The sequence below is a fragment of the Sulfurospirillum deleyianum DSM 6946 genome (assembly GCF_000024885.1).
In the GTDB taxonomy this organism is placed as follows: Bacteria; Campylobacterota; Campylobacteria; order Campylobacterales; family Sulfurospirillaceae; genus Sulfurospirillum; species Sulfurospirillum deleyianum.
In genome coordinates this window covers 892,788-906,330 of record NC_013512.1, presented here as the reverse complement: position 1 = coordinate 906,330, position 13,543 = coordinate 892,788, and the positions used below count along the sequence as shown (strand labels likewise).

The following is a 13,543-nucleotide window of genomic DNA, read 5'->3' as shown; positions in this document are numbered from 1 at the left end:
CATTTTTCTTTACATGTAGAAGAATATTTGCGGTTTAAATACAAATCTTGTGTCGGTTCGAGGGTGGGTTAGAGATTATCACATCCCACTCTTGCCGGTTTAAATACAAATCTTGTGTCGGTTCGAGTTCGGTTAAAATCTTCCATAGAGAAGCCCCCAGCGTTGTTTAAATACAAATCTTGTGTCGGTTCGAGTTTTAACATGTAAGTAGCGCCCATCTCTAAAGATGTTTAAATACAAATCTTGTGTCGGTTCGAGTACGTATCCTTTACATCGATACACCTGAAAAGTAGTTTAAATACAAATCTTGTGTCGGTTCGAGAAACGCTTCTTTTAGCATTGATGTTGAAAGTGAACTGTTTAAATACAAATCTTGTGTCGGTTCGAGACCTTTATGCCTTCGACTGCAAAACGCTCTGTCCACAGTTTAAATACAAATCTTGTGTCGGTTCGAGCAAAAGCCACTAGCGGAGCGATTGTTATTATAGACGTTTAAATACAAATCTTGTGTCGGTTCGAGAAGATACCTGACTACTTAGTTACTATGCGTAAATTACTTGTTTAAATACAAATCTTGTGTCGGTTCGAGCCAAAATTTAATAATAATGGGAAGATGGTTTTTAACGTTTAAATACAAATCTTGTGTCGGTTCGAGCGCCTCAAGCGCCTCAAGAAGAGGCGAAAGTACCTTGTTTAAATACAAATCTTGTGTCGGTTCGAGTCTATTAAAAAAGCATTGCAAGATGGCGTTTATGTCAGTTTAAATACAAATCTTGTGTCGGTTCGAGGATTTGAAGAAAGTTAAGAAACTTTAGGGGGTTGTTGGTTTAAATACAAATCTTGTGTCGGTTCGAGTGAGATTCGATGTTTTGATAAGGCTCTTTGACGTATGTTTAAATACAAATCTTGTGTCGGTTCGAGTTCAATCGGGATGCAAACGACCAAAAGCGATATACTGTTTAAATACAAATCTTGTGTCGGTTCGAGAAGTAGCTTAAAATGAAGCTTGACATTGAAAGCATGTTTAAATACAAATCTTGTGTCGGTTCGAGCATTAGGAAACGTATAAGTGCCATTTTTGGTGTTGGTTTAAATACAAATCTTGTGTCGGTTCGAGATGTCCTCCTGAATTTCATAGATTAAAAAAGCTCAAGTTTAAATACAAATCTTGTGTCGGTTCGAGAATTGCTATTTGTGTGTGTGTAGTTGAACGCTACCAGGTTTAAATACAAATCTTGTGTCGGTTCGAGAATTGCTATTTGTGTGTGTGTAGTTGAACGCTACCAGGTTTAAATACAAATCTTGTGTCGGTTCGAGAAACTCCGTGAAATGGATTGCAGCACACCCATTAATGTTTAAATACAAATCTTGTGTCGGTTCGAGACAGAGGGTATCAAGTATATGTCAAATCCTGATGTAGTTTAAATACAAATCTTGTGTCGGTTCGAGTTACCTATTCGCAGGCTGATATTGCATTATCAACAGGTTTAAATACAAATCTTGTGTCGGTTCGAGATATCGCAGATATTGTAACAAGAGTCGGGTCGCTGTTTAAATACAAATCTTGTGTCGGTTCGAGCTTGATGTAAATCTCTAATCGTATCTTCTAAATAAGTTTAAATACAAATCTTGTGTCGGTTCGAGTGTCATTTTATTTTTTTTTCTACCTGCGTTTTCCATGTTTAAATACAAATCTTGTGTCGGTTCGAGTCTTCTTCATTTGCTTTAACTAATATTTCAGCAATAGTTTAAATACAAATCTTGTGTCGGTTCGAGTTTGAAAAGATAAAGCCCTTAAATGAGGGCTAAAGTTTAAATACAAATCTTGTGTCGGTTCGAGCAAAGTATGCTGAAGACTTATGTCATATTGAACTTAGTTTAAATACAAATCTTGTGTCGGTTCGAGCCAACTGATGCCATTGTAGTACCTATTACTGATATAGTTTAAATACAAATCTTGTGTCGGTTCGAGTTTACCCAATTTACGACTGGAAAACAGAGGATATTGTTTAAATACAAATCTTGTGTCGGTTCGAGTTTTACGTATAAATCCATTTTTTATCCTATTGTGGGTTTAAATACAAATCTTGTGTCGGTTCGAGAATTTTAGAAGATAATTTTCTTTTGCTTCCCATATAGTTTAAATACAAATCTTGTGTCGGTTCGAGCGGTCTGGTCTGTTCTTGTACTAGGTTTCTTTTTTGTTTAAATACAAATCTTGTGTCGGTTCGAGCTTCTAATGTATTTTCTATTCTTCCATCTACTAAGTTTAAATACAAATCTTGTGTCGGTTCGAGTTCGATAATATACATAACCTGAATACTATTAGCTGAGTTTAAATACAAATCTTGTGTCGGTTCGAGAAAATAGTATAAGAGCTTATCATCATCCATCAAAATGTTTAAATACAAATCTTGTGTCGGTTCGAGAATAATTTTTTCCACACTTTCTAAATACTCGAACTGGTTTAAATACAAATCTTGTGTCGGTTCGAGGGGTCTGGTCTGTTCTTGTGCTAGGTTTCTTTTTTGTTTAAATACAAATCTTGTGTCGGTTCGAGATTTCTCATCTTAGTTTTAGAGACTTTTCGTCTATGGTTTAAATACAAATCTTGTGTCGGTTCGAGAAAATAGTATAAGAGCTTATCATCATCCATTAAAATGTTTAAATACAAATCTTGTGTCGGTTCGAGTAGTTTTTGCACCATTTGCATTGTCAGTTCCTTTTTGTTTAAATACAAATCTTGTGTCGGTTCGAGAAGGGTGGGGCGAGGCGTTAAGACCGTGTTTTGCCTGTTTAAATACAAATCTTGTGTCGGTTCGAGTTTTTGGCACTTTTTGGCTCTTTTTTGGCTTTTTTGTTTAAATACAAATCTTGTGTCGGTTCGAGGTAGTAAGAATGTCACCATACCAAGGCATGAAACTGTTTAAATACAAATCTTGTGTCGGTTCGAGCAGGTCAAACGCACTGCTTCCTTCGGTGCTGTACTGGTTTAAATACAAATCTTGTGTCGGTTCGAGATGTGTTGTACTGTTTGCTTTGTATCTATCCATCGTTTAAATACAAATCTTGTGTCGGTTCGAGGATATTGACATCACGGACGACATTATCCCCTTCTGGTTTAAATACAAATCTTGTGTCGGTTCGAGGAATGAGAGATGATTTACCAAAAGAGCTTTATGAGTGTTTAAATACAAATCTTGTGTCGGTTCGAGATATCTATATCATCAAGCGAAACAGTGCTTGATGGTTTAAATACAAATCTTGTGTCGGTTCGAGGATGCAAATTTCGGACGAAACCATTAAGGTATCTGAGTTTAAATACAAATCTTGTGTCGGTTCGAGCCTAACAAGCATGACTTCTTTAACTTCTTCATCCTTGTTTAAATACAAATCTTGTGTCGGTTCGAGCCATTCTCTGTTTCGTTTACATGTAACGCATCTAGGTTTAAATACAAATCTTGTGTCGGTTCGAGTTTCATTATCAATTTTAAAGAAAAGGAGACTATTTTGGTTTAAATACAAATCTTGTGTCGGTTCGAGCAGATTGATTTTAAATTATCGTTTGGCTCAGGATAGTTTAAATACAAATCTTGTGTCGGTTCGAGCTTTGGACGGTTGGAAGTTAGTTTTTCTCAATCAAGTTTAAATACAAATCTTGTGTCGGTTCGAGAAACACTTATTTTAACTTTATAGTGCTCCATTGTTTGTTTAAATACAAATCTTGTGTCGGTTCGAGGAACTATAAAAACGGGCTTATAAAATCTTTAAAGGTTTAAATACAAATCTTGTGTCGGTTCGAGATAGTTCCATCTTCACTAATCATAATAATTCTATCGGGTTTAAATACAAATCTTGTGTCGGTTCGAGCGACCGCCAAGTGCTTACCTACTTCTTACAAATGCTGTTTAAATACAAATCTTGTGTCGGTTCGAGAAAGTGAGGACGTACGATTTCTGTTACCTTATCAGTTTAAATACAAATCTTGTGTCGGTTCGAGAAATTTTAAAGGGGTAGAGATGACAAAAGAAGCAAGTTTAAATACAAATCTTGTGTCGGTTCGAGAAAACCACGTCAACGTCAAAAGAGCTTTTGCACCCGGTTTAAATACAAATCTTGTGTCGGTTCGAGTTCACAATTTGAGACAGAAAAAGAGACACAAATCATGTTTAAATACAAATCTTGTGTCGGTTCGAGTGATTGCCTCCTAACATCTGCAAGCTCTCCACCGGTTTAAATACAAATCTTGTGTCGGTTCGAGTGATTGCCTCCTAACATCTGCAAGCTCTCCACCGGTTTAAATACAAATCTTGTGTCGGTTCGAGCAGTCAATCGCTAAAGGTGTTGAAGAGTTTTATAGCAGTTTAAATACAAATCTTGTGTCGGTTCGAGTGCTTTGTGCCATCATTAAAAAACTTTGGTGGGTCAGTTTAAATACAAATCTTGTGTCGGTTCGAGAGAACACTAGCTTGGAGAAATTTCAAACTATTTTGTTTAAATACAAATCTTGTGTCGGTTCGAGTTAGCTGTTGGTTTTTTCAACACCTAGTTTAGGTAGTTTAAATACAAATCTTGTGTCGGTTCGAGAATCTCTTCCATCTTATCCCCTTTTTGTCTTTATGGTTTAAATACAAATCTTGTGTCGGTTCGAGTAAACGATTAAATAGCCTATAATAACGCCTACTGTTGTTTAAATACAAATCTTGTGTCGGTTCGAGAATTTCACACACAGTACAATGCATAATTATTGTTACAGTTTAAATACAAATCTTGTGTCGGTTCGAGTATGTTTTTCTAAAAAAGAAAAAGAGTTCCCTGATAGTTTAAATACAAATCTTGTGTCGGTTCGAGAATAATAATTTTATAGGCTTTTTATACTCTTCTGTGGTTTAAATACAAATCTTGTGTCGGTTCGAGTTATCATTTATTATACTCTCAACCGTTCTCATTTTTGTTTAAATACAAATCTTGTGTCGGTTCGAGGAAATTCCATTGACAAGCGGAGCAAGCTACGACAGTTTAAATACAAATCTTGTGTCGGTTCGAGAAACACAAAAGCGTGGAAACGCTTTTGCTTCCGTGTTTAAATACAAATCTTGTGTCGGTTCGAGGAGACGATAAGCTCACGGGTCAAGCTCGAAGAGGTTTAAATACAAATCTTGTGTCGGTTCGAGCTTTCCGCCTAGTAGATGAATTTTGTGTTTGTCGTTGTTTAAATACAAATCTTGTGTCGGTTCGAGTGCGCCACCCTTTAGCATAAATGCTTTTTTTAGGATGTTTAAATACAAATCTTGTGTCGGTTCGAGAAGAAAGCGTCTAAGTATCAATTAGCTTTTGGGCGGTTTAAATACAAATCTTGTGTCGGTTCGAGTGTGCTATTTACTGTTAAGTCCCATTGTGAATAGGGTTTAAATACAAATCTTGTGTCGGTTCGAGACAGGCACATAAGTTGGGCGGTCAAATTTCATTTCAGTTTAAATACAAATCTTGTGTCGGTTCGAGAGATCAAAAGCACTTGCGCCATCGGTTGCATATCTGTTTAAATACAAATCTTGTGTCGGTTCGAGCCTACAACTAAAGAAAAAAGAGATAAAGCTCTTAGTTTAAATACAAATCTTGTGTCGGTTCGAGGCAGTTGCAGTAAAAAACATTGAACTTTCTAAATTGTTTAAATACAAATCTTGTGTCGGTTCGAGAAAAGCCAAAAGAGAGCCAAGAAGTGCCAAAAAAGTTTAAATACAAATCTTGTGTCGGTTCGAGTATATTTTTTAAGTGTCTTTTGAGATTGATTAAACGGTTTAAATACAAATCTTGTGTCGGTTCGAGGGCTAGATTATGGTGCTTTCTAAAATACAAAATCCCATAAAATAGCCATTTGTGTCGTTTTTTCCAATTAAAATTAACAATGAATTGTTAAAGATCAAAAAGGCGATTTAACGCCGTATTTTAGCAACTTTTCGCCTAAAAAAGACTAAACTGTGGTTGGAAAATTAGATGAAAATTCCTTCGCTCTCCTTTTTTGGATTGCCTAGCGTTTCTTCGTTGAAGCTTCCTGATGTTATCATCTTGATGATTGTCACAAAGTCAATCTCTTTATCGATCACTTTTTTGAGTTCACTCTGGAGTTTTATTTGGTTGGCAGGGGTGATGTTGCCTCGGAAAATGGACTTTTGGTGATGTTTGAGGTATTTTTTGCAAATCTTAAAAACCTTGGCGACTCGGTATTTGCCGACTTCACTAAATTCATCGGCGATGTCGTAGAACAAAAAGACATAATTGTAATTGGTCGTCTCTTTTTTCACATCTTTTCCTTGAGCAAAAAGGGCGTAAATTCTCGTCCTTCGACGATGGTTTTGATGAGCTTGTAGCCGTCTAGTTTGAGGCAATGTTTGTAGGAGACCTTGCGTTTGAGCTTTACATGTAAGAATGTTTCGTTCATCCGTTCTTCAAACGCATCAATGAAAATCTTCTTGCCCTCTTCGTTTAAAAGTGCGTAGTTTAGGGATTTGTCAAAGTGTTTTAGCACTTGAAGTTTCTTTCGTCCGACCAGATCAAAGATGGTTTTAAAAACGATGACAGGCTTAAACGCTTCGCTGAGATCCAAACTCAAGCTAAAACGCCCTTCTCTTGGACTGTGAAGAAAACTGATGGCTTGGTTGAGATGTGTGTGGTAGATGGAGGCGATGGTTTTGGTGTATAAAAGTGTGTTGCCAAAGCTGATGAGTGCGTTCATAGGGTTGTCGGGTGGGCGTTTGACACGCTTGTTCATCACGAAATCTTCGGGTAAAAAGTACTTAAAACTGTCGTAAAACCGACTCCAAATCTGCCCCTCAACGAACATAATTTGCTCGATCTTGGTCGTTACATGTAACAATGACTCGACATCGTTTTTCAGCCAATCGAGATACGGTTTGAGCTCTTTTTTGTCGTGACGATAGTAATGGTACAACACTTCATGGATATTTTGAGCGATAGCGGAGACGATACTTTTGGCGATAACCAAGCGTTCATTGACAAAACTTAAAGACTGTTTTATGGTCAAATCGCCGCTGATGAGATACTCTTTGGGGTAAAAACTGCCGCTGTAGTTGCCGTGGTAGTTGAAGATGTGCATCGTGATGCCAGCCCTAGCGATGAAGTCCAAAAACTTCGTGTTAAAGCTCACCTCATTGAGGCAGTAAAGCTCTCTCGTCTCTTCGATGGGAAGGTAAAAATTGCCCTTTTCGTTGCTAAAGGCGATGGAGTTGTCTTTACGTTTGAGTTCGCCCATCGAGAAAATGTAGCGTGTGTGATTTTTTGCCATGTTACCTCATATAAAACAGTAATCAAAATAAGCGCATTTTTTGCATTTGTTCTCAAACTTAGGCGGTGGCGGAACTTCGGCATTGATAAGCTGTGTAATTGCCTCTAAAACACGCAAAAGCTCGTGTTCGTTTTGCTCGGTTAATTCGAGTATCTCGCTTTTGGTGTTATGATTTTTCTCATGGTACTCGACTTTGCCTTTGCGCTCGATGCCTTTACCTTTGAGTTTATACAGATAAAGCAACACCTGCCACTTCACCGCTTCAGGGTCGGAGTCGGACTTTTTCAGCTCCACAAGGTACTCTTTGGTAATCTTGTCGATCTTGACATTGTCTATCTTCACTTCGGCTTTTTGTGCTTTCTCTTCGCTGATCTCATGCAACACTTTCCCGATGCGCACATCTTCGCTGTTATCTTCAAGATTGAGGCGATTGGCGTGAAGCCAAAGTTTTGTTTTACAGATGAAATAATAGGAAATGAGAGTGCCGTTAATTTGCATTTATTTATGCTCCAAGTTCTTTCATGCCTTGATTATCCACATCCAACGTTATCCCCTCATCAAGTGTATAGTCAAGCTTTAAGACTTTGTAGTACAATTTTTCATCATCTATTGGATGTATATTTTCTTTATTTTTGCCCTCATAATATAAAGGCAAAGATATGCTGTATTCAAAATAATCCTTCGCTTTTATCTCTTCATTCATATAATCATCATAAAGCAAATAATCGTTTTTAGGCTGCTCAATATCTCTTAAATCATAATTATCCGATGATTTTTCTATACCATGTAATTGTTTAATTGTTGCATCATATTTTAAACAAGCAGGATCAAAAAGTCTTATTTTGACATTTTTTAATTGTGTATCATCTTCAAATAATTTATCATATACAATGTTGAGCCATTCTACATATTGACCGAGTTCATAATATCCGTTTTGAATTGTTTGAAACGTTAAGTCCAACAATGATTCATTTGTATATGGTCTGATATTTTTGTTTTGATAGATAAAGATTTCACCTTTTCGCTCAATAGATTTTTTACGATTAACCCTTCCAAACCTTTGAATAAGAGCATCAATAGGTGCGTTATCGGTAAACATAACATCAAAATCTATATCAAGTGAAATTTCTACTATTTGAGTAGCTATCAAAATAAAAGGTTTTTTTGAATTAAGTTTTTCAAAAATTAAGTCTTCTTTCGTTGCTCTATCTCTTTTTTTAAAAGTAGAATGATAAAGAATCATATCGTCACTTTTTATACCCAATGTTTGTAGTTCATTGTAAATCTGAAATGCGCTTTTAACTGTATTTCTGATGATTAAAACATTTTTTTTCTCATGAAACTTTTGCATCATTGACTCTAAATCATCATCTAAAAACATCTCTTTTTTGATAATTTCATTGGCTTTTTTTGCAAATAAATCTTTCTGAGTCACAAGAGGATAAGTATCTATTCCTAACAGTTTTTTAAGTTGATTGGGGATGGATGCACTCATCAAACAAACTCTCACATCGTATTCTTGGCATAACTCTAAAAATCGTTTTAGAAATCCCATCAACTTAAAATCATAAGCGTGAACTTCATCAATGATAATGACAGAATTTAAAAAGTTTTTTGTTGCAATATTGAATCTTCCTATGTTAATAAAATACTTCAATAACGAATCAATGGTCGATACAGTGATAGGCTTATTGAAACTTTTACTAATGAGAAAATCGCTTTGAAAAACATCATCGACAATGCCATTTTCTTTCTCATAAGCTTTTTCGAGAAATATTTTAGCCGTAGAGTGAATCAATCCGCACTCTTCTTTATCAAAAAAATTCTGGATTCGATCATATAATTTATTGGAAGTTGTTTGAGTAGGAAGCGTATAGATGATTTTGGTATTTTGATTATAAAGATTGTAAATTGCCCAAAGTAAAGAACCTTCGGTTTTACCTTCGCCTGTTGGGATTTCAACAAGTACACTTTTATCTAAAGATGATAATTCTTCTTGAAAAGGTCTTAATTCATCAAACGTTAAATGTGTTACAAAATTTTCTTTTGTTGGTAATGTTAAAAAGGTCGTCGTTGGTTTTGTTTGCGTAAATCTTGCACTTGCTAACCAATCAGCTAGATTTAAAATGCCTGATACATAAGAGTATAGAACTCTAAATTTAAAACAACTTTGTATATCTGCTAATCGTTTTTCCGAAATATCAACATATTTTTGATACAACTCTCTCTTGATTTCTTTAAACTCAAAAAGATAGGGGCATACTTCATTGAAAGTTTTTTCATACAATGATGAGTAATTTTTTAACAACACTGAATATTGAGGTAAAAATGTAAAATTATAATTTGCACTATCATATTGCTTTGGAAATAACGAATGATGTGATAAAACAATAGAAAATAATAGATTATTTTCTCCAATATCTTTATAAACAAAATCTTTGATATGTAACAATAAAGAAGCTCCATACAATGGATGGTATGATTTCTTTCCATTATTTATTGTTTCTTGAAACTCTACCGTTGCTTTTCCAATATCATGAAAATAGGCACTAAAAAATATCAAATCACGAATTTTTTGCTCACTCCAACCCGTACATGTAGAAACTTTATGAAGTATTTGTGGGTCAATTTGATTGAGCGCTTCTTCTACGACCCACTGTGTATGCTCTTCAAGCGTTTGGTACCTTTCATTTGACTTTTTAGCAACTATTTCCATCAATAAAACACCATTTTATTCTCTTTTTCTGTATCTATATAACTTACGACATCGTCTAACTGTATTTCACAATTAATAAACTCTACTTGTGGATATTCCAATAAAACTTCTTTTGAAATTCTATTACCTTTTTTATCAAAAGCATTGAATTTAATCGGTGTTAAATTAGGTGTTGGTAACTCCAAAGGTTGATTGAGATCTTTGATAAATGCTTTATAGTGATATGCTTTATTCAAAAATACAGAATTAATTCTCCCCGATTGATTTAAAGGCAAATCGTCAATCATTGTGACATTTTTGATAATAATTAACTCATCATCTAAGCCTAAAGCAGGAGTATTTTTTGGATTTTTTAAAGCACTGTATATTTCATCAAAAAGTGTTTTATTTTTGATACTTAGATAAATCGTATATTTTGATAAAAAGAGCTTATCTCTTCTTATAACGCTTTTTCCCATATTCCCTTTTTCTAATGTTTTATAACTCCATAAATCTTTTGTTTTTCCATTGATTTCATCAATAATGACAGATACATCTATCAACTCTTGATTTAAAATCTCAAAAAATTCTTTTTGAGATTTTAATGCAATATTACACAAAAGCCCAATAATCGTAGTTTTCGGTGGAGCTAAAAACGTTTTATGGTAGGTTCTAAAAAAAGGGACTCTAAACGAATTCAAAAGTCCCTCAACCTCAAAACGGATGGCTTCCATTTTAAGCTCCTAAATTATTTTTGTACTCTTCAAGAGCTTGTGCAACGCTCACAACATTATCAAAAGAGCTTCTTATTTCTGCCTCATTTGTAAAAATTCCTTTAGTAATTCCGATGGTATATGACTCAGGTTTATTATCTTTTAAAGCTTCTTGGATTGTTTCTATGTCAATGCTCCCATCAGAATCCACGCTTAAAGCATTTAATAAAAAGGGATTTCCTGTTTTTTGCTTTGCGACAATAACAAATTTTGGAGCAATATCTTCAAGATTGCGAGCTTGTTTTGCACCGCCATTAAAGGATTTAATAGCATCAAGAAATACATTTAAACGTTGTTTTTTCTCTTCATCACTTAAAATTGATTTGACTTCATAGGTATATTCGTTAATTTCATTACCGATATGAGAAAGATTTATCATAATATTTCCTCTCATAAAATTCAAAGTATCAATTTCTACTTGTACGATATTGCCGCTTTTTTTACTCTCATCTTCTGTTTTTTGCTTGCGTGTCAAATAGTCATATTCGCCTTTATAGGGAAATATAGAAACCATTGGACTCACTTTGATAGGAGACCATCTTCGACCACCTTTGGGCAACATAAATCCAAACAAATCCAAATCACATACGGATTTAAAAATTTTTTCTCGTTGTTTGTCGTCTATTTTTGCATTGAGCGATGGATACTTACCATTTTCTTCAACCGTTGGATTGCCATCTTCATCAACACTACTGATTTTTTCTCCAAGTTGCATCAAAGTTTCTTTCATGTATCTACGTAACGCTTGCCCTGACACATACGCAAATTCATCGCCGTTTGCATTGGAGATTTTCTTCATGACCGTAACATTACCACCAGAACCTTCGCCACCATTAAGTGAAGCCACATTTACTTTTGTAATATACGCAATATTTAAAAACATTTTTTCTCCTTTTTATTTTGTTTTTGCAAAACTAACTGTTTTAAATTTATCGATTGCATAGATTGCTATATAATCTCTTGCAATTTCCCAATTTTGTTCAACATTGACTAAAAGATTTTCCAGTGATTCATTAAACTCATTAGAAAATCGTGCTTTGTCTGCATTTTTAAGACTTGAAAATTTCAAATCTTTAAAATATGACACCAACTGTTTATAGTTTTTAACGCTTCTTAGCTTAAATAATAAGTCTTTATCACCAAGCTCCGCACAAAAGAAGCCAACACCATCGCCAATTTTCTTAGCATTTTCATGAATACCCATTTCACTTCCTCCTAAAATATTTTTTAAATAACTCTGTTCAAACGCATATAACTCTTTTCCAAAACCTTGTGAATTATTTTTTAAAATAGAAAAACTCGCCGCAAAATACTCTTTTCGCACATTGTTAAATGAAAGTATTTTTTGACACCAATGTTGTAAATTTAAATTAACTTCATCTTTGCTTTGCGATAAAGAAAAAACCTGAAACACATGCCCTAAATATTTAAAAAGCGATTCTTCTTTTAATTTCATAAAGAACTGAATAAGTCGATACGCTTTAGTATATTCACTCAACGAAGTTTTAAAGGTTCCATCATCGGTATAAATAACAAAACTCATGTATTGTAAAAGCTCAAACAATATTTTTGAATTCTCAAGGGTATCGTCGTCAAACAACACTGCCAAATCTTCATCTTGTAAACTCTCATATTCACTTTCAATATGATAAATTACCGAAAAAAGATACATAAAAAACTTCACTTCAAACTCTTCGGCACTTTTGGAAATATAAAAGTATTTATTGACAATTTCATCTTTTCTTAGAATGTTAAAGAAATCTATATTTGAAGACGTAGTCACAACTTTGCCATCATCATTTCTATACTCTTGTCTATTGTCATTGATTTGTAAAAACTTTTTAAAGGTATTGAGTGCTTCCAAGTTAGATGAATTAGGATAAATAAAATACGAATAATTATAAAATCTTTGTACTCGTCCACCAAACCAATACATTAAAGCATTCCATTTGTCTATTTTGTACGTTTGTGGCTGTTTAAGCATGTCGTGAAAATAGTCTTGTCCATCTTCAAAAGAGTGAATTTTTGAATCAATCGATAAAATATCAGTACTGGCAAAGTACTGGCTAAATCGCTCAATCGCCGTATCTAATGCGATAGCAACAATCACTTCATTGTTTTTATTGGGAACTTTTAAAGTACCATTTGACTCTGTTTCTGGCTTTAACTTCGTTCTTTCGCAGAAATCAAGATAAAGTTTTTCAACCTCTTCTCGACTTAATCCTAACTCTGATATTTTTTTGTACAAATAAACACCATTTCGTAAATCATTTTTCTGACCACCTTTGGTGTCAAACTTTTTATCTACAATAAAATCCATTTTAGTTTCATCAAAATACCACCGATCATTATCTGTTTGATAAACTATTTTATTGTCTTTTAAAAACGAATTAAGGATTTGAGTATAAACTTGATCTTCTTTTTGCGCATCAAATTCTAAGGTTAATTCATTTTGATGTAATGAAAAAGTTATATCAAAATCTTTGTTTTGGAGAAACTGGTACAGATTCACGATCCCGTTATTGTAGAAAAAATCCTTATATGTAAAGATTTTTATAATTCCTGTATTGTTAGAACTAAATAAATTTTGTTCCTTCATGATTAATCCTTAAAGTTATAATTATGATCGCTCAATGATACAATTCTTTAAAAAGCTTTATCGTAAAATAAAGCATAGCTAAAATATTTTTCAACATCTCCATTATGAATCTAAAATGCTGCTTCATATGCTCTCCAATTTTATTTTTTGGAAAGTATAACACTTTTTTCAAA

The 13,543-nt window shown here is 34.2% G+C and carries 7 protein-coding genes and 1 CRISPR repeat array (1 of these 8 running past the window's edge); all 7 genes read right to left on the bottom strand.

Features of this window, described 5'->3' with window-relative positions; genetic code table 11:
- Positions 1 to 5,826: a CRISPR direct-repeat array (repeat unit 30 nt; unit sequence GTTTAAATACAAATCTTGTGTCGGTTCGAG) (it extends 1,344 nt beyond the left edge of the window).
- A 164-nt stretch (positions 5,827 to 5,990) separates the two neighbouring features.
- The 7 genes from cas2 to SDEL_RS04585 are packed head-to-tail and all read right to left on the bottom strand — an operon-like array spanning position 5,991 to position 13,370.
- Positions 5,991 to 6,302: a CRISPR-associated endonuclease Cas2 gene (cas2, locus tag SDEL_RS04615; protein ID WP_012856699.1), complete on the bottom strand. Its 312-nt coding sequence runs from the start codon at positions 6,300 to 6,302 to the stop codon at positions 5,991 to 5,993.
- Positions 6,299 to 7,303, bottom strand: coding sequence for a type I-B CRISPR-associated endonuclease Cas1b (gene cas1b, locus SDEL_RS04610; RefSeq protein ID WP_012856698.1), 1,005 nt, complete (start codon positions 7,301 to 7,303; stop codon positions 6,299 to 6,301). Before cas1b ends, cas2 begins: the two co-directional genes overlap by 4 nt.
- A 6-nt stretch (positions 7,304 to 7,309) precedes the next feature.
- Positions 7,310 to 7,801 carry a CRISPR-associated protein Cas4 gene (cas4, locus tag SDEL_RS04605; protein WP_012856697.1) on the bottom strand — a complete coding sequence of 164 codons (492 nt, stop codon included), beginning with the start codon at positions 7,799 to 7,801 and terminating at the stop codon, positions 7,310 to 7,312.
- A gap of 4 nt (positions 7,802 to 7,805) precedes the next feature.
- Entirely contained in the window at positions 7,806 to 10,019 is a 2,214-nt protein-coding gene (locus SDEL_RS04600; protein WP_012856696.1) for a CRISPR-associated helicase/endonuclease Cas3, read from the bottom strand.
- The gene (gene cas5, locus SDEL_RS04595) at positions 10,019 to 10,732 is read right to left on the bottom strand and encodes a CRISPR-associated protein Cas5 (protein WP_012856695.1); all 714 of its coding nucleotides are present in this window, start codon (positions 10,730 to 10,732) and stop codon (positions 10,019 to 10,021) included. Before cas5 ends, SDEL_RS04600 begins: the two co-directional genes overlap by 1 nt.
- Before the next feature lies 1 nt (position 10,733).
- Entirely contained in the window at positions 10,734 to 11,654 is a 921-nt protein-coding gene (gene cas7i / locus SDEL_RS04590; protein ID WP_012856694.1) for a type I-B CRISPR-associated protein Cas7/Cst2/DevR, read from the bottom strand.
- A 12-nt stretch (positions 11,655 to 11,666) separates the two neighbouring features.
- Positions 11,667 to 13,370 carry a hypothetical protein gene (locus tag SDEL_RS04585; RefSeq protein WP_012856693.1) on the bottom strand — a complete coding sequence of 568 codons (1,704 nt, stop codon included), beginning with the start codon at positions 13,368 to 13,370 and terminating at the stop codon, positions 11,667 to 11,669.
- Positions 13,371 to 13,543: the final 173 nt, after the last annotated feature.